Below are 20,856 nucleotides of genomic sequence, written 5' to 3' on the forward strand. Positions count from 1 at the left end.
TAACTTATTGATATTATATGCTTTTTTAGTGGTATTCAGGGTATATGAAGTATTACCCCTGTTACCAAATGCTATGTTTCTAGGGTCGCGTACAATCTACGGAGCCAGAGGGCATCAGCAATGGCTATCAGAATCCTTTCTATCGATGGTGGAGGAATCCGGGGAATCTTGCCTGGCCAGATACTGGTGTCCCTTGAGCACAAGCTAAAGGTGAAATCAGGCAATCCTGACGCCAGGATAGGCGAGTACTTCGACCTGGTGGCCGGAACAAGTACCGGTGCAATATTAGGTGCCGCCTACATCTGTCCTAACAAGCAAGGAAAACCAAAATTTTCTGCCCAGGATGCTGTCAGCCTCTACCTTAAGGAAGGCGAGAAGGTATTTGGCTCAGGCTCATGGCCTTTTCTAGAAAAGTTAAAGTTATTGAAGGAGGAAAAGTACTGCTCCATGGAGTTGGACAGGGTTTTATCGCAATTCTTTGGGAAAATGAAACTTAGTAATCTATTAAAGCCCTGCTGCTTTGTTTCCTATGATATCAAAAAGCGGGAACAAATCATTTTTAGGCAACATTGTGCCGTAGTAAAGAATGAAGACTTTCTGGTTAAAGACCTTCTACTCGGAAGCACCGCGGTACCAACCTATTTTGAGCCAGCACGTATCTTTTCACTACCTCCATCCAACAATAAATATGTTTTAATTGATGGCGGCATGGTAGCCAGTGATCCTGCTTTATGCGCCTACTCCGAAGCCATCAAATTCAGTGGGGTCTCTGGGATGAAAGATATGGTTATTGTATCTCTGGGTACCGGCAGGCAACTTTCAGGATACAAATACAAGGAGGTTAAAGATTGGGGGATACTCAATTGGGCAAGGCCCGCCATTGATATCGCCGTAAATGGAAGCGCGCAAATGGTTCATTACTATATGAAGCAAATTTCTTCTACCGTAGAGAATTCAAATTACTACCGGATACAACCAAAGCTTTACGCTGCTGACTCATCTATGGACAATGCGACACCAGAAAACCTGAAGAAGTTAAAAAAAGCGGGAGAGAGGAATGCAGAGTATTTTGATAAAGAGCTGGAAGAAATAGCTACTATATTAGTCAACAACCAAGGAAGCCATAGGTATCAGTAATGCTACTGATCGGGACCAGCGCTGGCTTTATCAAATTACAGGCACAGAAAGTCATACTACTTATCAGAGCTTAGGTATTTTTCTCGAACCTGGTTAATCATACCTCCGGCTTCAAGTACTTCAATTTCGTCCTTAGCCAGATCACTCCGTAAGTTAATACAATCTCCAGATGATTTAATAATCAACTTAATTGAATTGCTTAACTTTATCTGTGCAATTGGGCTGTCAATTTCCAGAGCTACACCCTGCTCAAGCCGATCGTAATCATCAAAATCTTCAAATAGCAATGGCAGCACACCGAAGTTAATAAGATTACGCCGGTGTATACGGGCCATACTTTTTGCAATTATGCACCTCACCCCAAGAAAACGTGAAGATACCGCCGCATGCTCACGGCTGGAGCCTTGTCCATAATTCTCACCACCGACAACAAAACAGTCTCCATTGAGCTTCACTGCCCGATCGTAAAATGATTCATCGATTCGTGAAAATGTATAGCGGCTGATGGCGGGGATATTTGAGCGTAGCGGTAAGATTTCTGCTCCAGCAGGTAATATTTCATCTGTGGAAACATTGTCCCCTGCTTTCAGCAATAATGGGCCAGTTAAAATTTTCGGTAGCTTTTCGAAATCAGGAAGGGGCTTGATATTTGGCCCTTTAATTAACTCCACTGCTACTGGGATTTCTTGAGGTGGCTGTAATAACGGACGTATATCAGGTAGATATTCCGGCTCATGGAAGCTGGGGTAGTCCATATCCAGGTCACGAGGGTCGGTGATCACCCCTCTCAACGCACTGGCAGTGGCTACTTCGGGACTGCACAAATAGACTTGGTCATCTGCGGTGCCGGAGCGGCCGGGGAAGTTGCGAGGGACTGTACGTAGGCTGATACCACCACTGGCGGGAGCCTGCCCCATGCCAATACAGCCGCCGCATCCTGTCTGATGCAAACGAGCTCCAGCTTGAAGCAATTTTGTTAGATCGCCGCTCCGACTGAGTTCTTCGAGTAACTGACGTGAGGTCGGGTTAATGTCAAAGGAAACGTCATCGGCTATTCGGCGACCTGAAACCATACGTGCCGGTATCGCAAAATCTCTCAATCCAGGGTTGGCAGAAGAGCCTATATAGCTCTGGTAGATCGGACGGCCCGCCACTTCTCGGACCGTCACAACTTTGTCTGGGCTTGATGGGCAAGCAATTAGCGGCTCGAGAGTTGATAAATCAATAGTATCTTCTTCGTCGTAACTCGCGCCTTCATCAGCCTTCATCTCGACAAAGTCACTTTCACGATGCTGCTGTCTAAGGAAAGCTCTCACAGCCTCATCCGCAGGAAAGACGCTGGTAGTGGTACCCATCTCCTGCCCCATGTTGGCGATCACATGGCGATCCATCGCAGTCAAATGGGCTAGACCTGGGCCGTGATACTCAACAATCTTGTTGACACAGCCCTTGACGGTCTGCCGACGCAACATTTCCAGAATGATGTTCTTAGCGCTAATCCATGGCGGCAGCTCACCTTCGAGCTTCACACCGAGTATCTTGGGCATTTTCAATGCAAAGGGGACCCCAGCGATGGCCATTGCTACCTGTAGGCCACCGGCACCAATCGCCAGCATCCCCATAGAACCCGCTGCACAAGTATGGCTATCGGCGCCAAGTAACGTCTTACCAGGCACATCGAAACAAGCCATCTGTACTGGATGGCTGACACCATTACCGGGCCGCGAAAACCAAATTCCAAATTTACGACAGGCACTTTGCAGGAATATATGGTCGTCGGCGTTTTTAAAATCCGTCTGTAACAGGTTATGGTCTACATATTGTGCTGAAAGCTCAGTCTTGATTTGAGACAAACCAAGTGCCTCAAGCTCCAACATAATAAGTGTTCCCGTCCCATCCTGAGCTAGCGTCTGATCGATCTTTATCTCTATTGGGCTGCCAGGCTCCATTGATCCACTCACAAGGTGGCTTTGGATAAGTTTCTGCGCAAGATTCATAGGCATAAAGGGATACCCGGTAAGTGAGCTGGAGCTTTCTAGTATTGATATAACTAGATCTTGATCATTGTAGCTCTAGGGAGCCTCTGAATAACTCCGTGACACCTCTGGCATGCAGAGCGGTTCACAATCAAGGCGCGGCTTCGCAGGAATGTCTAGACCTTTCAAGAAGTCGCAACGCGGAGTGTGAATCGCTCTGCAAGCCGGGCGGTCCTTGAAGGCCACAGCTGCTGCGTTGCAGCTCTTGCAAAGGGCTACGGCCATTCCCGGCGAGCTGCGCCTAACATCTGCAGCCTTCAAGGCCCGCAGAGGCATTACGGAGTTATTCAGAGGCTCCCTAGCTTCCTCGGCTGAAGCACCGTTATAGCTGCAGGACTATGTAAGCGCCAATGCTATACCCCCGGACTCTTAGTAGCCCTAACATACGCTAGAGCTACCTGAACCGTTTGCTTCCGCAGTTTTGTAATCTCTGGCAAGTGACTGAGTAAATGCTGCTACATATACTCGATAGGGGGTAATCACTATTAGATAGGGGTTTAATCAGCCAAAATAAAAAGTGTTCTTCGGAAAGATACAATTTTCCAAGATTGGCAATTGCTTATGGATTCAACTCACACACAATTATATTAATTTTCTTCTCCACAAGCTGCCCTGTATTACTTTCTCCATACTCACTGTGCTTCCCACGGGATACAACTTTAAATCCAGCATCAGACAATTGGGCACAAATATCACCCTCATCAAACAGCCTGAATCCATATTGAGTGAATGGTAGATTTTGCATAAAAGATTTATCGCCAAAAGCCAGGCATAACTTTCCTTTAGATGCTAGTACTCTGGAGATCTCTGCTAGATGAGTTTTTAGGGTGTCCCAAAAGTATATTGTGTGTACGGCTAGAATCTTATCGAACTGTCTATCGGCAAACGGCAGGCTTTCTGAGCTACCAACTAAAAAGTCCATTTGCCCCGACTCTATATATTCAAAATTTAGGCCTTTTGCGGTTGCAACCATATCGCTCGACCAATCAATACCGGTATAGCGGACACTAGACCCCTTACGAATTACGTCGACTGCAAATTTGCCATTGCCCGGACCAATTTCTAGAACAGAATCACCATCTACCACTTTGAGAGCTGTTAAAGCGGCAAGATTCGTTGCTTCATTCACTTTGTTCATTTGCTGCGCGGTTTCTGAAGCCAATGTACCAGATGGTTTTCTAAGCTGCTCAGCAACGAGCTTTGGATCTTTTGACATTACTATTCCTTCAGCGTCAAAAATAAAGTACTAACCAGATAATTTATTCTTTAAATTAACCAATCACTTCCTAGTTAACCGTTTTGTTTTGAATACAGATGTAAAATACAACTTATTCTACCTACTATATTGCCCAATATCTATATTGATTATGTTAGGCAAAAAATAGGTACAGGCAGAATACCTATTAAGATATTCTGCCTGCATATCTCAGCATTTCCTGCAATACAAATTACTTCAATATGAAAATTTGTTTTTTAAGTATCCCTCTCCAAAATAGATTGCAAATTAAGCAAACTAGAACTTGTTATCTTTAATTTGGTTAGATTGTACTTAAAACGATATTTAAACATCCACAGTATGTGCCATGAGCTTGCAAGCAATTATCATAATGACAGCAGCCACAATTGTTGGGACCACTGTAGGGATAAATTCTGGATAAGATCCATCAATAAAATAGCCTACTAATCGGCCAACCAGAACCAACATCAATGCAATAAATCCAACCATAATATAGTCCACGTTAGATCTTATCGCTCCAAGAAGAACCATTGCCCAAATTGCGATTGTTGTCCCACCCCAAAGAGAGCGAATACTCGATAGCCCACTCACAGAATCAATAGGTTCGATAAATGTGTGGGTCAGCATGACAGATGGACTGATCATAAGAACCAATCCAGTCCCCATAAAAAACAGGGCTAAGATACCTAAAATACACCGTCCAATAGTTGCCTTCGCCATATACCCAAAACCTCCAATCAATTTGTAATCATTCAATATCACCGAACGAGGTATAGGTTATGGATAAATATGATACTATATGGCATATTTTGATAACTATGCGCACATCTACCCTCTCACGAATAGATAGACTTGAAGTTATCACTGCCCGATTAAAGTCGGACGAATCCATCACGATTGGTGAAATTGCCAAGGAAGTGGGCGTTAGCATTCGGACGCTGAATCGAGATATAGAGGTGTTGAGAAGCCGAGGCTTGCCGATTGAAACGGACGTGGGGCGCGGTGGTGGAATCCGTTTGGACCAGCGCTGGGGCGTTGGTCGTGTCAACTTAAACTATACAGAGGCTGTTGACCTGATGATCAGTTTGGCTATTGCTGAACAGATGAAGTCCCCCCTCTTTATGGCACACCTAAGTAGCATCCGCCACAAAGTAATGGCTTCCTTTTCACCGTCCATGAAAAGTAAAGTGAATGGTATAAAGACACGTATCATCATCGGAAAATCGGCTTCCGAGGTTGTACTCTCAAATTTCTTAACTCCAAAGCGTAAAACTGTCGAGAAACTCCACCAGGCTTTCTTAATGCTTCAACGCATAAAGATCACCTATTGTGACGAAAGCGGAAAAGAAACGCTACGTACTATTGAACCCCACTACCTCTTTCTTAGTTATCCCGTATGGTACATCCTCGCCTGGGATAAACTCCGTGAGGATATGCGGGTATTTCGTTGTGACAGGATTAGGAAAATTCAGGCTCTGAATGAAGACTTCAAGCTAATTCCACTTATTGAATTTAAAAATAAGAGAGATAAAATACCTCCATCTTAAGGTCATTTTGTTTAAACTTCATCGAAAACTACCTTAGAGCAGTATAAGTAATTCTGATTGGCCCGCCCAAGGTCTTTCAGGTGATCGCTCCGAAAATTTTGGCCGTTTTAGCCTGACCCAGTATGAAACGTGCCATCATTGCTGATAACACCAAAGAACCAAAACTACCTTCTGACTATCCGTTTGGCGCAAAGCCCAAATTGAGCAAGAACTGGGCTTAGACTGAGCAATTACTTTTTAGTGCTGCCTTCGGGCAGCTGGCTTCCCCACTCTTAAAATCTATCAATATGAAAAGTTCTAGAAAACCCTTAGGGTTGTATGCAGGTATTTACTACTGCGGCTTATCTGGTTTAGATATAGCAGACCATCAACAATTTACTATTTCCAATAATCTTATAAATGCATGACTTAAATTAATTATTTGATATTTTTTAAAAGACACTCTATCAAATGCTTTTTATCCTATTCATACCCTCAACTTCTTTTACAAGCTTTGTACAAACAGCTTTTTGGTATTAGAAGGTTATAAATATCATGATTACAGTATAAATTACCCCCAATAGTTTTCCGGATAGAATTTCCCCCTCACAATTACATACTTTTTAGGAACTTAAACAAAGCGATCCAGTCAGAAATCGAAGTAGTACGCCAATAACCTCGAAATTTCGTACTACTTTTAGCGGCAACTAAGATCTGACTCAGTTTTCAAGTTACTTTTAATACAGGCTTATCATGATGAATAGTCGGCACACAAAAATTATTTCAAAGATTTTTCTTACAATCGCACTCTTAGCAGTAACCGTTGCTGTACGTGCAGACGAAGCGCTGCAGACATTTCTCGAGCAGACACTTACCACAGCACGTAACAAAAACGATCTTCCAGCCGTCGCCGCGCTGATTCAAATCGATGGCAAGACCGCTGCTATAGCTGCAGACGGTTTTCGTGCACATGGTCATATGGAACCAGCCACTATCGACGATCGTTGGCATATTGGATCGAATACCAAGGCGCTAACTGCAACAATGATCGCACGCTTAGTTGAGCAAGGTGTCATGCGATTTGAGGATACACTCGCTGATTCTTTTCCCGCTTTCGCAAAAAATATGGACCCCGGTTACCGCAATATTACGATCACGCAATTGCTCAGTCATACCGCAGGCTTACCATCTCTGACCGACGATAGTGAATTTCCTCAATTTGAAGACTTAATTGAGTCAGTACCCAGTATTCGGGCGCAGCGTATTGCTGTTGCACGCAGTTACCTTGCAATGCAACCTACATCCGCAACTGGTTCATTTAAATACTCCAATCTCGGTTACATTATCGCGGGTGCCATCGCCGATGGCACGAACAGGCAAGACTTGGGAGGATCTCATCAAGGAACAGGTCTTTACTCCGCTCGGCATAAAAAATGCTGGATTTGCTGCGCCCGGATCCTCTGGCAAGTTGGACCAACCGCGCGGTCATAAAAAAACCTGGTGGGGCAAGCTCGTACCACTCGATCCCGCTGACATACAAAGTGATAATCCTCAAGCGCTCGGCCCCGCCGGCACAATCAATATTTCTCTTAAAGATTGGACTCTCTTCGCAGAGGACCAACTCAATGGCGTACATGGCCGCGGTAAATTATTGAAGTCCGAAACTTATCGCAAACTACACTCACCCGTAAATGGTAATTACGCACTGGGCTGGGGGGCATTTTACGATCCAGAGTTATTGCTGCTAACACACACCGGTAGTAATCTCTATTGGCTCACCGAGGCACATATCATGCCGAAGCACAACATAATTTTTCTAATCGCGATGAACTCCGCTGATGATACTGCAAAAAAATCAATGAAAGATATCCGCAACCTTCTTATGGAGCGCCTAAAACCATTTGAGTGAACCTAAAAAGCAGACTTGTCTTGACATGTCCGCAATCCAGCGGCTACTGGGATATATACTTGGTAATTAATTAAAGTCAGCAGCGCGAATCAGAAATATCTATGCGCTCTGGAAAAAGCTTTGCGCCTGCATCAGAACTTGCCCCTTTACAATAAGATTTGGCTTTCCTTGGCAGACGTGACCTCCAGTTAAGTCGACGGATCCAGCGGTAACTTGTTGAACAGCTAACCGCTTTAGTACACCGTTCAAGCCGCATTCGCCCAGCGATTTGTTCAGGGCTTGCATTTTTTTAGCTGGAAGTCGATTTATACCTGCATGGCAAAGTCGAGCTTGGTGTGCTTAAGAGTTCCTTGCCACCATTGCAGTGCCTGACGAAGGGCACTCTCGGCACAGTAGGGGCTGCAACGACCAAGCTCGCGAGAGATGGTCTTATTGGATCTATGGAGGTGTTGTGCAATGGCTCGAGCTGAATAGCTCTGCCCATTAAGAGCCTCAATCTTGTATCGTTCTTTTAAGGTTAGCTGGTTGGTACGGGTTCCCATGAGGTTCATGGCTCGTTTGTGTGGAAGCTTACTAGGCTACAGCCAGCTAGCCCCCCTCGCTATTGCCAAGTGTGTCGGTCGTTATGGAAATCTAGGAACAAATAAAAAATGCAACTCCGAAAATAATAAAACAGTTGTGGAACTATAAGGGCGGTGATTTACTCTACCTACAGGACCTTTAGCGCAAAACTATTTTATACGCACTCAACAAGGAAGCAGAGATGCCAGGCAGTTATCCAAGTAAAATTAAGGAATTACCTCTCTACGATGGTCGCTTTGATGCTTACAAGCTTAAGGCAGAAAACAGTGATGTTCTTTTCGCATCATATCCAGCTGGAACGTTCATTCCACCCCATACTCATGACACAGATAATCATGGCGTTATCACAAAGGGGGAACTAATACTCACCATGAATGGTGCCACCCAACGGATTGGTATTGGACAGTGGTACCATGTACCAGCACATGTAGAACACTCTGCGACATTTGATGTCGAAACCGATGAGATCGAATTTTGGTTTAAAGATAAATAGGATTAAATTTCTACTACAGATCAATTTACATGTATAAAACTATAAATCTTGAAAGTTAAGCTATTAAACGGTAGATATAGTTTAATAGCTTAAGATATCGTTTTGGATAAAGATATTACTTGGAGACGCGATGATGATCCTAATACTATAGCCACCGGGGATCTTTATCCCGTCAACAGCCCTGAATCATTGGATAAGGGAATAATTTAAAATAACCGGTTAATTTATAGGCAATTACACTAAACAGCCTAGAAATATATGTGGAAATTCATACTTGATTTTATAAATGGTGCTCTTGGTATAAGTTCCATTGAAAGTGGTGAGAGAATACCCCTAGAGGAAGAACGCTTTCCATCCGATGGAATCGTACGCGCACCCTCTTTTGATTCGATTCCGCACAAACAAGAACCTTTGTCCGGCTCAGTCCGCCCAAAAGAACTTGGTGAGGTAGTAGAAGTCATGGTTGGTGTTGATTATCCAATTTACGGTGGACAAACGATACTCGTTGCCGATTTTGGAACTTACACAATTGAGCTGCCCAGCCCTTGCAGCGGAATAGTCGAAGAGATTCTCATTAAGCCCGGTAGCTTGATAGGTAGCGAAACGCCTCTATTTAGAATACGTAGACCAATATAAAAGTTAACCAGATATAACAATAAGATTAAAAGCTTCCTAAAACCTAAAGGTCCTACCTAAAAAAATTAACCACATTCAGATAGTTAATGAGTCTTTAATCTTCGAGTAGATATTACACCACCAACCGGCTAGCAGAAATACGAATCATTTCTCTTTGGAGATTCTGATAGCTATCCCCTAAACCCTACACTTCCTCGCCATCTCAGAAATTGTCCTGCAATTTTTAAAGGCAAATAGCAAGACTTCAATCTCGTCAAATCCAGTACACTCAATGTATAGGCCAAGTTCTGAATAATATTTAAAAAAATATTTTGTGACCAATTCTGGATATTCTAAAAATCCACAGCTTTTTTTGTTAAATCATGGTATCAGCAGAACGAGCTTCCCTATATAGTGGCGCCGCCTAACTTTGATTAAAAATAGGTTAGTTGTCATTGTTTTTTGAGATGTGGGATAGATACCAAAGTGATTAAGAAAATTTTTTCGAAAAGAGATCTCAAGCTTCCAATCATTGGCGGCTTGATAGCAGCAAGCTTGCTATCAACAACTGTATCGGCAACGGCCGAAGTTGATATAAATCAATTACGTCAACAATCAAAAATTATGTTCGGCACTCTCTCAGAAACTATGCCTGGCAGTGAGAGTGACACCCCAGCGATGGTTGAGCTTGGAAGAACACTGTTCATGGACAAACGGCTTTCAGTCAATGATAGCCAGTCCTGTAACAGCTGCCATCAAGTAGGAAACTACAACGGCTCGGGTGTTGACAATGAAGCAACATCACCGGGAGCTTTACCTGGCACCAAGGGTGATCGAAACTCTCCAACGGTCTGGAATTCCGGATTCCAGGTGGCTCAATTTTGGGATGGTCGCGCAGAGGACCTGAAGGAACAGGCCAAAGGTCCAATTCTAAACCCTGTAGAGATGGGGATGCCTTCAGAAGAGGCTGTTGTGGCAAAGATTTCAAGAATTGCCGAATATCAAGAAAGTTTCAAACACGCCTTTGGTAAAGAGAATGCTATCTCTTACGACAATATTGCTGAGGCTATAGCTGCGTTTGAGCGCACACTGATTACAAATGATCGTTTTGATGATTTTATAAATGGTGATGATCAGGCTATGACAAAAAGCGAGTTAAAGGGCCTGCAAACCTTTATCAACACTGGTTGTTCAGCATGTCACAATGGTGCAACCTTGGGTGGAAACATGTACCAGAAGATGGGGCTGGTCAACCAATATCCACACCAAGAAGATTTAGGTCGTTATAAAGTTACAGGCCTTGAAAACGATAAAATGATGTTTAAAGTTCCAATGTTACGCGACGTAAGCAGAAGCGCTCCTTACTTCCACGACGGGCGTGTAGAAACCATTGAGCAGGCAATTTACGAAATGGCTTGGTACCAATTGGGACAGAAATTGAGCACACAACAGATAAATGATATTGCAACTTTCCTAAACGCTTTAGAACATCAAGCTCATTAAGCTATTTCCCCACCCTTCGGGGTGGGCCCCTTTCGCTCTAATCAATTTTGGCTGAGCTCGCGGGTTTCCAGTCACTAGCTCATTGGTAACTTGTAACCATTCACCCCTGCGGTTACTTTATGTATAAGACACAGCAGTCAGTAGACTAAACGGTTTCCTAGTTACCGACCAACTTATAATGTCTAGTGCTCCACCAGTACTTATATCAAGCCGGTAAAATGAAATCCGAAGGGAAATGTACAACCTTCGGCCACTGACTTGAGGGAGTTCCATTAAATTGCTATTCAATACCTGGGCATTCAGTCATCAGATTACTTTATGTGCTTTTCGCTTTATAGATAGTGAAATTTTCCATAAGGGTCTAATAGAATAGAAATTACGAACTTCCCACTTACCAATTAAAACCGCTCACACTGCTTTACCCCTTTTCTCCCCCTCCAAAACAAGACTATAAAACAGCCTTAAGTAACTTTTAAATAACGCAAAGAAATAAAACTAATCTGCTTTGTCACACTCACTGTATTAAGAGTTTAGCGTTCAGGAAGATCAATGAGATTTCGGCTAGCGTCAGCCCTCACCATAGTAATTATCATAGCGTTTTTAGGCTTGGTGTACGTCTACAATTATCGACTGACCCAAAGTATTCAGTATGACGCCCACCCTGTTACTAAAGAGTTCATTAAGAGTAATGCTTCCCTTAAAGACAAAGATACTATCAACATCCTTATTATAGATGGCGGTGGAATACGTGGTTTGATACCGCTCTATGTTATTCAACATATTGAAGAGCAGACCGGCCAGCCTATTGATGAATTATTTGATGTTTTTAGTGGAGTATCCACTGGCGCCATCATCGCTACTGGTCTCAATGTGACTCAAAAATCATTTGACGATGATCATCCAGGAATTGAAAATCTTAAATCCCAAAGTGATAAAATTATTGATATTTATAAACAAGATAGCCGATACGTATTCTCCGTACCCTGGTATCACAAATTACTAACCTTTAATGGTTTTATCTCCCCTCGCTTTAGTGGTGATCGCTTAAGCGAAACCATGGAAAAGCATTACACTGACAAGTTGAAGTTTACGAGCCTGAAGAACTACGTCATCATCCCCTCTCTCAATATTCATATGGGCCAGCTTCAACTATTCAAAAACCGTGGTGAAGCAGTCAGTAAACTGCCCACAGACACACTGTATCAACTCGTAACAGCGGCAGCTAGTGCGGAGACTCTATACCCACCTGTCGAGTTCGTAACTACTGGACGGGACATTCATCAGCGCTATTATGCCGACGCTGGTATATATGCAAATAATCCAGCCAGTATTATTTTACGCGAAATTATTAGAGAGTTTCCTGAAAAAAACTACTATGTGCTAATTCTCGGGGCCGGAACGTCTCCACTGAGTACAATGGAAGCTAACTACAGAAACTTAAAAAACTGGGGAAGAATTAATTGGGTGAAAGACCTTATATCTAATGTACAGAGGTCCATGGATGACCAACAAGTATACACTTTGGAAATCGCACAATCCCTTAGCCCTAAAGGGCGAATAAAATATAACTACTTAAATGTAGAGCTTGTTAATCCATATGTTGACCCATTTGACTATAAAGCAAGTAAGAAGCTGAAAGTTCTAGCAGATAGGCTTCTTGAGGAAAATAAAACGGAGGTTGATCAGGTAGTAAACACCCTCAAGGACAAAGGCTAACTATAACGCTGGAGAATACTTCACCTATTCAGTTGAGCTTGCTATTCAGCGTTGCCTTGGATGAGAAGCCATTAATGGATTTGCATGCATGAAAGCCCGAAGATTTGAGTTGAATCACACAGAATACAGATAGTGTGTTCAACTTAGGCAAGGTAAGATCATGCCCATACCTTCTTGGATTGACCACGGATATAGGTCGTTAGCAATGAACACACGCCTTCTTAATCTCGATGTACTACGGGGGCTGGCTGCAACTTTGGTTGTCTGGCAACACAGTAGTGAAGTATTTATCCGCATCCCATCCATCGCCCAGCACGGCTCGGCACTGGCTGAATTTATCAGTCAACTGGATTTTGGCAGGATAGGTGTACTTTGCTTTTTCCTAATATCCGGCTTTGTCATTCCCCATAGTCTTCTTGTATCTAATCATACTCTTAAGAGCTTTGCTATCCGCCGCTTCTTCCGCTTGTATCCTGCTTACTGGTTATCTCTGACTGCAATTATCGGACTTACATGGTTGCTCGCTGACCGAACATTCTCTGCATCTACCATTCTTGCCAATACCACAATGCTGCAAGGTCTTATGGGGTTTGAAAGTGTTCAGATTCTATATTGGACTCTCACTGCAGAGCTGCTTTTTTACTGTCTCTGCGCACTGATGTTCACCCTTCAACTACTAGGGAATCCCAGATATCTACTCTTAGTGTGCTGGGGGGCGCTATCAGTATTTGTCAGCATGCAACTTTTAGGGCAATCATTCACTCCAATTTCCCAGCTTCCCCCCACCACTACCTACCTCCCCTTTGCTATCGCAGTTATGTTCTGCGGAACCCTACTCAGGTATTGCTACGAAACAAGGCGCGGTTATCGTTATATGCTTTGGGGCCTGGTTTCGACTTTCTCGATACCACTACTCGTTATGGCCATGCACCTACTAGGTAGGTCGATCAGCGAAACTCCCCTCCGCTTTGTATCATCTCATTTCATCGCTTTAGCTATCTTCCTCGTTTTTGTATTACTTCCACCAAAGCCAATACGACATTTAGCCACTCTGGGGACTATCAGCTATTCCATTTACCTGTTTCATTTAATCGTTGTCTTTCTCGTCAGCTGGGCCATAAGCCAACCTTGGGGACAAGGGCTTTCAAGTATTTCTCTATCCACGTTACTTGTGGCAGTAACACTACTTAGCTTCGCTTTGGCGGCAGCCATTTATTGGTTGGTGGAGAGGCCCTGCATGCAATTTGGGCGATTTTTGAGCGATCGAAACGACGGGTTAAACAGGTCAGGGGAAATGTTAAGGGGGAGTTAGTGTGGAAAACTATCGGAATAAGTTAGGGGCCTGGAAGCAAAAAAATAGCCGTAGACTTATCAGTCTACAGCTATTTTTAGCAGCTGTTATCGGGCGTCTACTGCGCCCACAACAAGCTGATAGCAATAGTCCACATCATAATGCCCACCAGTACATCGAGTACCTGCCAGGTTCTGGGGTTCTTAAATAGCGGCTGCATCATGCTGCCACCCACTGAAAGAAGGGTGAACCATAACAGGGATGCACTACATGCCCCCAGCACAAAAAACCAGGTTCCATTGCCAGCATACTGCGCCCCTACTGAGCCAATCAGTACAACCGTGTCCACATACGCGTGTGGATTAAGCAGGGTTAAGGCTACCGCAGTAATCAAGGCAGAACGGCGGGATTTCATCCACTCTTTTTGCTCTCCAAGACCTTTGTTAGTGAAGGCCGAACGGAAAGCCATGGCTCCGTAGGAGAACAGGAAAGCAGCACCGAGCCAGGTCAGCCAGATCATCCAGTCGCCACCCGCTTGTGCGAGATTTGCAACCAGGAACACGCCCCCTGTAATCAAGGCAATATCCATCAGTACGCATAAAGCCGCGATACTAAAGTGATATTGTCGACGGATACTCTGCGTCAGTAGAAACGCATTCTGCGCTCCGATCGCCATAATCAAACTGATGGTAGTCAAAAAACCTTTTGCGAGCGGCGCCAGCAACAACCCTGAAAACACGATGCCTCCTGTGTTTCATTCTCTAATTTGGAAGTGCCCGCAGGGCTGCGGGCCTGAATAGTGGCGCGAGATTAAGAGTCAAACTAGAATAAGTAAACTTAATTATACTGATCCCTCATAAGAAATTCTTATGCTAGACCTAAAGCAACTCCAAGCCTTTGCCTTTGTCGTAGAGGAGCGCAGTTTTGACAAGGCTGCTGCCCTACTCCATGTCAGCCAGTCTGCGATTTCCCAACGAATCAAAGCCTTAGAAAGCCAGGTTGGCCAAGCCCTATTGATACGCTCCAACCCTTTGCGGCCCACTGAAGCCGGCCTCAAAGTGCTGGGGTACTACCAGCAAATGCACTTGTTACAGCAAGAGCTTCTCACTGATATCGATCCAGAGGGAGGCAAAACCCGCTATAGCAACCAGAATAAGGTTCGTATCGCACTGAATGCAGATAGTTTGGATACCTGGTTCCTAGCCGCCATCACACCATTGATTCGATCCCAGCAGTTGCTCGTGGATCTAAAGGTCGACGACCAGGACGCTACCCATGAACTGCTGAAGAATGGTGAAGTCATTGGCTGTATCAGTTCAACAACCAGTAACCTCCAGGGCTGCCAATCGGTACTGCTCGGTCATATGGCCTATTACCCGGTATGCACCAAGGCTTTTAAGAAGAAGTTTTTTTCAGACCCGATTAAGGTTGAGGAGCTCCACTACGCTCCCACAGTGGAGTTCAACTATAAGGATCAATTGCAGAGTCGTTACCTTAAACAGTTTTGGGGCGTGGAGACCGGTCAGTACCCATCTCATGAAATCCCCTCTTCAAAGAGCTTCCTCAGTTTCTTAACTCTGGGGCTGGGTTGGGGAATGGCGCCAGATATTCAGATAGCCAGCCTGCTAAAAAGTGGAAAGTTGGTGAAACTCGCTGAAGACCAGTATTTGAAGATTCCTCTTTACTGGCATGTTTGGAATTTAAAATCGAAATTGATTAAAGAGATCACTATCAATCTCACAGAACATGCCCGAAAAGCACTAAACCAATAGTCGAATAGTTAGTGATGGTGATGGTGCGACTGCCAAGATGGACAGTAATCCAGCTGCAGTTCACCAGTTTCCAGCTGTTTTAGGGTTGAAAGTGCTTGGCGATATATATACTGATTTTCCTTATGCCTAATATCCAGGTTTTTGAAGTTCCGAAAAGCTTCCTGATAAATTTCTTTAGCATCGTCACTCAATAGGAAGCTAACAATATAGTCTCCGTGTAGTAATTCATAATTAAAGTAAGCCCCATCCAGCTTCTCTTTCTGTAAAAGCTTCGATGGTTCTGAAGTTATACGGCGAGTGTAATAATTTCCCGGTTTATCTACGATACACTGAGAATGTTCATAGCCACAATTTTTGTCAAAGCTTTGCTTAAGTCGTTCGATGCTTTGACCATAGTCTGGATCAGTTTGCCCGTATACAACACCTGAAACGCCCAAAAAAATCATCATTCCGCTACACATCATACAGGGCTCTAAAGATGTGTAGATCGTAACATTGGCCTTGGTCAAATATTGACTTTTTTCTCCGAGACATTTCTCTGATAGACACTGCTGCATTAAACGCACTTCAGCGTGTTGAGTTTTGTCATCGCAACGCAAAACTGAATTTAGTTGGGCCCCGACTATCTTCCTGGCATCATTATCAAATAAAACTGCACCAATATTATGGCCTCTTTTATTTTTATCAGTAGGTCTGACCCAGTCCTGGAATACTATAGAATAAGCCAACAACATCAGTATCTTATCTTGCTCATCCTTAACACTCTCAGCTTTAGCTATTCCCACATGAGAAAGCTGTGATAGAGCCAAAAATAACAGGAGGAGAAACAACCCGGTATTTTTACCAAAAATATTCAGTTTTTTGATACTTAGGAGCCCGATTAAAGCCATTTCTCCATTTCACCAATAATAAACCTGACTCTGGCGGGTACAAGTTGGGTGCGCCTAAGCGCCAAATACAGTGTCTCACTAACAGGATTTTCAAGGCTATGTGCCTTAATCAACTTCGGCTTTCGAAATGCACTTACCGCATAGGCAGGTAAAACTGTGAAACCCAATCCCATACTAACGGGCTCCAGTATTAAACTGATCTGATTGGAAAACCCTTTTTGTTGAAAAGCTTCAAGACTTCTAAATTGCGGGAAGTTCGCTCCCAATAATAGACTCGCATGGTGTATACCGTCCGGGTGGCCTATGTACCCCAGCGCTAAAAGCGACCCCCAGTCAGGAGTTTTTACTTCAGCCGGCGTCACTAGCAACAACCTTTCACTGGCGATCGGCCGACTATCAAGCTCCTCTGCTTGTGGCGGGCTGGTCATTAACCCGACATCAGCGCCGTTTTCTGCAATGGCCTTCTCCACATCCAGGTTGGGAGCGAAGCGGCAGCTCATCGATAAACCCTGATGGATTTTCTGCAGGGATAGCAACTTAGGATAGAGCTTAAGCCCCACGCTTCCGGGGCACATTACTCGCACATCCCCATGGTGGGGAGGGTCTTCACCAACAATTTGCTCCAGGCTGGAAAGTTTCTGAATAATCCCCTGCCCTTCCCGATAGAGCCGATCACCAGCATCTGTTAGCGTGAAGTGTTTACCCTGTCTAACTAACAGAGCGACACCTAAGTGCTCCTCTAACTTGCGTATATGCTGGCTGACCCCAGACTGAGTCATATGCAAGCGATCCGCCGTACGAGTGAAGTGCCCCTCTTCAGCTAAAGTACAGAAGCTTCTTAACCACACTGGATTTATCATTACGAACGCTACTTAAAAATATCACAAATGATAATTATACGTAATGCATTAGAGGCTGTAACTTAACCGCATTCAACAAAGGAGACAGCTATGAGTAGCGCATACCCGAGAACCTTTTCTCATATCGGTATTTCAGTGCCGAATCTTGAAGAAGCTGTGAAGTTTTACACCGAGGTACTTGGTTGGTACCTGATTATGAAGCCCACAGATATCACAGAGGACAAAAGCGCTATCGGTGAAATGTGCACCGACGTATTTGGCCCAAACTGGGGTAGTTTCCGCATTGCTCACTTGTCGACAGGGGACAGGATTGGCGTAGAGCTATTCCAGTTTAAAAATCAGGAAAACCCAGAAGATAATTTTGAATACTGGAAAACCGGTATTTTTCACTTCTGCGTACAAGACCCCAACCTGGAAGAACTGGCGGATAAGATTGTAGCGGCCGGTGGTAAAAAACGTATGCCGGAGCCCCGTTATTACTACCCCGGTGAAAAGCCTTATCGCATGATTTATATGGAAGATCCTTTTGGCAACATTCTGGAAATTTACAGCCACAGCTATGAGCTGATCTACAGTGCTGGTGCCTACTGATCTTAAGCACTCCAGAATTCACTCAGCATCACTCGAACGATGCTGAGTGAAATGCCAGCACAGAGTTATTCAGAGGCTCCCTAATTTATTTTGGTATTACTCAATCGCTCTGGTCTGCTGTGATGCTGACTACATTACGCAAAACCAACCAAGAAACCACAAAGGCCAAAATTCCACACACCGCAATTACCCCAGCAAGCGATTCTGGTTTGCCATTAAAAACCAAACTGGTTATCAGGATAGCTACAGCCCCGATTGACAACTGCATAGTACCAGCCAGGGCAGAAGCCGTTCCCGCTATAGGGCCATGTCTTTCCATGGAAAGAATAAATGCCGTCGGAAGAACCAAACCAAGAAACATATTACATATGATAAGCATGCATATCAGTAGTACGAGATGATCAAAACCGGCCTCTATCACTAAATACATGGTCACCGAGCTTATTACAAACCCAGTCACACCCCACTTCACCAGCTTCACCATCCCTAAACGGGCACCGAAATTTGCTGAAAATTGACTCGACAAGAAGAAACTTAGCGCGTTCAGAGCAAAGGCGAGGCTAAATTCGGTTGGGGTCAATCCGTAGTAATTCGTATATAAGAATGAAGCTGCCGCAAAAAAAGCAAGTACACTGGCGAAGCCAAACCCTCCTATACAAGTAAGCCCTATATAGATCGGGTCACGCAGTAATATTGAATAAGATTCAAGCAGCGCACCTATTTTAAATGGTATGCGCTTATTCACTGGTAAGGTTTCATGAAGGCTTGTAATAGCAAGTATCAGACTTAAAAAAGTAGCAATGGATATCCCCCCAAATATGCTGCGCCAGCCAAATGAAATTAATAGCAGACTACCAATTAATGGCGCCAACATAGGAGAAATTGAAAGGACAAGAATTGCTGTCGTAAGAAGGCGAGTTGCTTGAGTACCCGTATAAGAATCTCGAATTATTGCTCGGGGAATCGACATTACCGAGGCGGCACCCACCCCTTGTAGGAAGCGAAAGGCAATCAACCACTCGATAGTGGTTGCCAGGGCACAACAAATAGATGCGAAAGTAAAAACCAGCAAACCAAAATAGAGCGGCGGTTTGCGGCCAAACATATCGGAAGCGGGGCCATAAAAAATCTGACACACCCCGAACGCAATAAAATAAGCCATCAACGTATAGGACGCGACCTGGGTTGAGGTGTCGAGGGCCTTTGTCATCGCAGGTAATGCAGGCAGATACATATCAATGGCCATAGGACCAACAGAGCTCAAAAGCCCCAGGATCAACGCCATTTTTATAAAGCCTGAGTTCATCCACAGTCCCTATTGAACCAACTCCACCTTGGCACCTCTACAAGACACCTCTCACAATTACTAAAAAGGGAGAAGGAAAGAATACACCGCGCTTGGGACCCTTTGAGGCATGGATGCCGATTAGGAGCTTACAGGGATGTATTCACAGCGTATCTCGAGTGCGGTGTATTCTTTCCTTCCACCCCAGTACTAAGTTCCCTCATCCTTTTCGGACTGGCAGGTCAAACCTTAACCTTCAATCGTACCAACTTAACTTAGGACCATAAGATCAGGGGAGTTAATGGCCCATGACGCTTCTATACCGTCTGCAGACGGTATAACTAAAGGTGTTTCAGCCCTGACCTCCAAGCGTCCAGGAGGCCCCCTTGGTGCGCGGCTCTTCTTCAGCGCCTCTTGGTGGAAAAGCCCTGTCATTCTAGCAACTGTGGTAGCTCAGGAATTTTTGCCTGGCCTGCTGGCTGCTACCAGCCACAAGCCCAAGCGGCACCCGCTTTCCCCACCAACAAGACAACGTCGCCGCCTCCCTTTAAGCTCCAGACGCCCAATTACCCCGCGCGGCCGCCGTCAGCGACCCTATATCGCCAATACCCCCTGTTGGATTATCACTCTGCAACCAAACAGTGATGACGTTGACCTGTTACTCAGCGCCGGGAAAATGCAGCGACTGCATATCAACACGATTGAGGGGATTGATGGGCGCTCAGGCACCCCAGAACTGGAAGAAGGTGAGCATATCGCGAGTAACGTCACCCGGTGGCGCCACTTGTGCGAACTCAAAAGCTCCGAGATTGGATGCTATCTCGCCCACTTGAGAGCAATTCGCCGGGCATACCGCTCCGGCTTGGACCGGGTCTGTATTCTGGAAGATGATGTACAGTTAGAACCCTCATTTGGCCGCGTCTTAGCGGAATTAGAGCAACTCCCTGAAAATATCGAGATGATTCGACTGATGGGACTTAAAGTCCGCAAGCGAAAAGTCGTGCAAACCTTGAATGACGGTGTTCATCAGTTAGTGCGACCAGAGCGGGGGTGGTGTGGAGCACAGGGATATTTGATTAACCGGCGCGGTATGGAGAAAGTCTTAAAATATGCCAGCCGTATTTTCGAACCCATCGACAAGGTATTCGATCACTTCTGGCAATTTGATCTAAAACTGTATGGCGTTGAACCCCACCTTCTGTGGGAAAACGAGCACATCTCCAATATTGTTAAATCCAATATCCACCGCACGAAAGTCGCCCGGTGGCTCTATTGGCTGCACCCTTTCGGAAAACTCTGGCGCAGTGTGGGCAGGCACTTTTATTTAAGGCTCCACTCAAAAGAGTTCTATCCAGCAGAAAAACCCACACAACGCACAGGGCGTACGGCGCGAATTAAATCCTAAGAACCCTG

Annotated in this window: 20 protein-coding genes; 12 read left to right on the forward strand and 8 right to left on the reverse strand. The window is 44.6% G+C overall.

Annotated elements, in window-relative coordinates; all coding sequences use genetic code 11:
* Positions 1 to 120 precede the first annotated feature (120 nt).
* Positions 121 to 1,137 carry a patatin-like phospholipase family protein gene (locus ACJJIL_RS16660; RefSeq protein ID WP_445360258.1) on the forward strand — a complete coding sequence of 339 codons (1,017 nt, stop codon included), beginning with the start codon at positions 121 to 123 and terminating at the stop codon, positions 1,135 to 1,137.
* 56 nt (positions 1,138 to 1,193) lie between these two features.
* On the opposite strand, the gene ACJJIL_RS16665 is transcribed toward ACJJIL_RS16660, so the two are convergent.
* From ACJJIL_RS16665 to ACJJIL_RS16675, 3 genes are all read right to left on the reverse strand, one after another.
* Positions 1,194 to 3,140: an aconitate hydratase gene (locus ACJJIL_RS16665; RefSeq protein ID WP_445360259.1), complete on the reverse strand. Its 1,947-nt coding sequence runs from the start codon at positions 3,138 to 3,140 to the stop codon at positions 1,194 to 1,196.
* A gap of 592 nt (positions 3,141 to 3,732) precedes the next feature.
* Positions 3,733 to 4,389 carry a class I SAM-dependent methyltransferase gene (locus ACJJIL_RS16670; RefSeq protein ID WP_445360260.1) on the reverse strand — a complete coding sequence of 219 codons (657 nt, stop codon included), beginning with the start codon at positions 4,387 to 4,389 and terminating at the stop codon, positions 3,733 to 3,735.
* Between the two features lie 345 nt (positions 4,390 to 4,734).
* A complete protein-coding gene (locus tag ACJJIL_RS16675; protein WP_444935112.1) occupies positions 4,735 to 5,130 on the reverse strand; it encodes a DUF4345 family protein in 396 nt (131 codons plus the stop codon).
* Between the two features lie 59 nt (positions 5,131 to 5,189).
* Here ACJJIL_RS16675 and ACJJIL_RS16680 point away from each other — a divergent pair, with 59 nt between their 5' ends.
* From ACJJIL_RS16680 to ACJJIL_RS16690, 3 genes are all read left to right on the forward strand, one after another.
* Positions 5,190 to 5,957: a helix-turn-helix transcriptional regulator gene (locus ACJJIL_RS16680; RefSeq protein ID WP_444935111.1), complete on the forward strand. Its 768-nt coding sequence runs from the start codon at positions 5,190 to 5,192 to the stop codon at positions 5,955 to 5,957.
* A gap of 732 nt (positions 5,958 to 6,689) precedes the next feature.
* Positions 6,690 to 7,427 carry a serine hydrolase domain-containing protein gene (locus ACJJIL_RS16685; RefSeq protein WP_445360261.1) on the forward strand — a complete coding sequence of 246 codons (738 nt, stop codon included), beginning with the start codon at positions 6,690 to 6,692 and terminating at the stop codon, positions 7,425 to 7,427.
* Positions 7,363 to 7,845 (forward strand): serine hydrolase domain-containing protein, encoded by a 483-nt coding sequence (locus tag ACJJIL_RS16690; protein ID WP_445362011.1) that lies wholly within the window; start codon positions 7,363 to 7,365, stop codon positions 7,843 to 7,845. Before ACJJIL_RS16685 ends, ACJJIL_RS16690 begins: the two co-directional genes overlap by 65 nt.
* Before the next feature lie 305 nt (positions 7,846 to 8,150).
* Here ACJJIL_RS16690 and ACJJIL_RS16695 read toward each other — a convergent pair whose 3' ends face one another.
* Positions 8,151 to 8,396, reverse strand: a complete 246-nt coding sequence (locus ACJJIL_RS16695) for a helix-turn-helix domain-containing protein (protein WP_444935109.1) — start codon at positions 8,394 to 8,396, stop codon at positions 8,151 to 8,153.
* A gap of 212 nt (positions 8,397 to 8,608) precedes the next feature.
* On the opposite strand from ACJJIL_RS16695, the gene ACJJIL_RS16700 reads away from it, so the two are divergent.
* The 5 genes from ACJJIL_RS16700 (at position 8,609) to ACJJIL_RS16720 (ending at position 14,066) form a co-directional block, all read left to right on the forward strand.
* Positions 8,609 to 8,920: a cupin domain-containing protein gene (locus tag ACJJIL_RS16700; protein WP_444935108.1), complete on the forward strand. Its 312-nt coding sequence runs from the start codon at positions 8,609 to 8,611 to the stop codon at positions 8,918 to 8,920.
* Positions 8,921 to 9,178: 258 nt separating this feature from the next.
* Positions 9,179 to 9,556 carry a biotin/lipoyl attachment domain-containing protein gene (locus tag ACJJIL_RS16705; protein WP_444914502.1) on the forward strand — a complete coding sequence of 126 codons (378 nt, stop codon included), beginning with the start codon at positions 9,179 to 9,181 and terminating at the stop codon, positions 9,554 to 9,556.
* 465 nt (positions 9,557 to 10,021) lie between these two features.
* Positions 10,022 to 11,038 carry a cytochrome-c peroxidase gene (locus ACJJIL_RS16710; protein ID WP_445360262.1) on the forward strand — a complete coding sequence of 339 codons (1,017 nt, stop codon included), beginning with the start codon at positions 10,022 to 10,024 and terminating at the stop codon, positions 11,036 to 11,038.
* Positions 11,039 to 11,587: 549 nt separating this feature from the next.
* Entirely contained in the window at positions 11,588 to 12,754 is a 1,167-nt protein-coding gene (locus ACJJIL_RS16715; RefSeq protein WP_445360263.1) for a patatin-like phospholipase family protein, read from the forward strand.
* 205 nt (positions 12,755 to 12,959) lie between these two features.
* Positions 12,960 to 14,066, forward strand: coding sequence for an acyltransferase family protein (locus tag ACJJIL_RS16720; RefSeq protein ID WP_445360264.1), 1,107 nt, complete (start codon positions 12,960 to 12,962; stop codon positions 14,064 to 14,066).
* A gap of 97 nt (positions 14,067 to 14,163) precedes the next feature.
* On the opposite strand, the gene ACJJIL_RS16725 is transcribed toward ACJJIL_RS16720, so the two are convergent.
* Positions 14,164 to 14,784 (reverse strand): LysE/ArgO family amino acid transporter, encoded by a 621-nt coding sequence (locus ACJJIL_RS16725; RefSeq protein WP_282933969.1) that lies wholly within the window; start codon positions 14,782 to 14,784, stop codon positions 14,164 to 14,166.
* 130 nt (positions 14,785 to 14,914) lie between these two features.
* Between ACJJIL_RS16725 and ACJJIL_RS16730 the strand changes: the two genes are divergently transcribed.
* On the forward strand, positions 14,915 to 15,817 hold the full coding sequence (locus ACJJIL_RS16730; RefSeq protein ID WP_444892969.1) for a LysR family transcriptional regulator ArgP: 903 nt from the start codon (positions 14,915 to 14,917) through the stop codon (positions 15,815 to 15,817).
* Between the two features lie 8 nt (positions 15,818 to 15,825).
* Here the strand turns inward: ACJJIL_RS16730 and ACJJIL_RS16735 are convergent, their stop codons facing one another.
* Positions 15,826 to 16,707 (reverse strand): nucleoside deaminase, encoded by an 882-nt coding sequence (locus ACJJIL_RS16735; protein ID WP_445360265.1) that lies wholly within the window; start codon positions 16,705 to 16,707, stop codon positions 15,826 to 15,828.
* Positions 16,698 to 17,567: a LysR family transcriptional regulator gene (locus ACJJIL_RS16740; RefSeq protein WP_445360266.1), complete on the reverse strand. Its 870-nt coding sequence runs from the start codon at positions 17,565 to 17,567 to the stop codon at positions 16,698 to 16,700. Before ACJJIL_RS16740 ends, ACJJIL_RS16735 begins: the two co-directional genes overlap by 10 nt.
* 90 nt (positions 17,568 to 17,657) lie before the next feature.
* Here ACJJIL_RS16740 and ACJJIL_RS16745 point away from each other — a divergent pair, with 90 nt between their 5' ends.
* The gene (locus ACJJIL_RS16745; protein ID WP_444936520.1) at positions 17,658 to 18,158 is read left to right on the forward strand and encodes a lactoylglutathione lyase family protein; all 501 of its coding nucleotides are present in this window, start codon (positions 17,658 to 17,660) and stop codon (positions 18,156 to 18,158) included.
* A gap of 100 nt (positions 18,159 to 18,258) precedes the next feature.
* Here the strand turns inward: ACJJIL_RS16745 and ACJJIL_RS16750 are convergent, their stop codons facing one another.
* Positions 18,259 to 19,464 (reverse strand): multidrug effflux MFS transporter, encoded by a 1,206-nt coding sequence (locus ACJJIL_RS16750; protein WP_445360267.1) that lies wholly within the window; start codon positions 19,462 to 19,464, stop codon positions 18,259 to 18,261.
* Between the two features lie 280 nt (positions 19,465 to 19,744).
* Here ACJJIL_RS16750 and ACJJIL_RS16755 point away from each other — a divergent pair, with 280 nt between their 5' ends.
* Positions 19,745 to 20,848 carry a glycosyltransferase family 25 protein gene (locus tag ACJJIL_RS16755; RefSeq protein WP_445360268.1) on the forward strand — a complete coding sequence of 368 codons (1,104 nt, stop codon included), beginning with the start codon at positions 19,745 to 19,747 and terminating at the stop codon, positions 20,846 to 20,848.
* The last annotated feature ends 8 nt before the right edge of the window (positions 20,849 to 20,856 follow it).

The organism is Microbulbifer maximicatervae (SeqCode) (assembly GCF_052468095.1).

Excerpts from the sequence above, each read along its gene's own strand:
- ACJJIL_RS16660 (WP_445360258.1), top strand. The coding sequence starts at position 121 with ATGGCTATCAGAATCCTTTCTATCGATGGTGGAGGAATCCGGGGAATC.
- ACJJIL_RS16665 (WP_445360259.1), bottom strand. The coding sequence starts at position 3,140 with ATGCCTATGAATCTTGCGCAGAAACTTATCCAAAGCCACCTTGTGAGT.
- ACJJIL_RS16670 (WP_445360260.1), bottom strand. The coding sequence starts at position 4,389 with ATGTCAAAAGATCCAAAGCTCGTTGCTGAGCAGCTTAGAAAACCATCT.
- ACJJIL_RS16675 (WP_444935112.1), bottom strand. The coding sequence starts at position 5,130 with ATGGCGAAGGCAACTATTGGACGGTGTATTTTAGGTATCTTAGCCCTG.
- ACJJIL_RS16680 (WP_444935111.1), top strand. The coding sequence starts at position 5,190 with ATGGATAAATATGATACTATATGGCATATTTTGATAACTATGCGCACA.
- ACJJIL_RS16685 (WP_445360261.1), top strand. The coding sequence starts at position 6,690 with ATGATGAATAGTCGGCACACAAAAATTATTTCAAAGATTTTTCTTACA.
- ACJJIL_RS16695 (WP_444935109.1), bottom strand. The coding sequence starts at position 8,396 with ATGAACCTCATGGGAACCCGTACCAACCAGCTAACCTTAAAAGAACGA.
- ACJJIL_RS16700 (WP_444935108.1), top strand. The coding sequence starts at position 8,609 with ATGCCAGGCAGTTATCCAAGTAAAATTAAGGAATTACCTCTCTACGAT.
- ACJJIL_RS16705 (WP_444914502.1), top strand. The coding sequence starts at position 9,179 with ATGTGGAAATTCATACTTGATTTTATAAATGGTGCTCTTGGTATAAGT.
- ACJJIL_RS16715 (WP_445360263.1), top strand. The coding sequence starts at position 11,588 with ATGAGATTTCGGCTAGCGTCAGCCCTCACCATAGTAATTATCATAGCG.
- ACJJIL_RS16720 (WP_445360264.1), top strand. The coding sequence starts at position 12,960 with ATGAACACACGCCTTCTTAATCTCGATGTACTACGGGGGCTGGCTGCA.
- ACJJIL_RS16730 (WP_444892969.1), top strand. The coding sequence starts at position 14,915 with ATGCTAGACCTAAAGCAACTCCAAGCCTTTGCCTTTGTCGTAGAGGAG.
- ACJJIL_RS16735 (WP_445360265.1), bottom strand. The coding sequence starts at position 16,707 with ATGGCTTTAATCGGGCTCCTAAGTATCAAAAAACTGAATATTTTTGGT.
- ACJJIL_RS16740 (WP_445360266.1), bottom strand. The coding sequence starts at position 17,567 with ATGATAAATCCAGTGTGGTTAAGAAGCTTCTGTACTTTAGCTGAAGAG.
- ACJJIL_RS16745 (WP_444936520.1), top strand. The coding sequence starts at position 17,658 with ATGAGTAGCGCATACCCGAGAACCTTTTCTCATATCGGTATTTCAGTG.
- ACJJIL_RS16750 (WP_445360267.1), bottom strand. The coding sequence starts at position 19,464 with ATGAACTCAGGCTTTATAAAAATGGCGTTGATCCTGGGGCTTTTGAGC.
- ACJJIL_RS16755 (WP_445360268.1), top strand. The coding sequence starts at position 19,745 with ATGGCCCATGACGCTTCTATACCGTCTGCAGACGGTATAACTAAAGGT.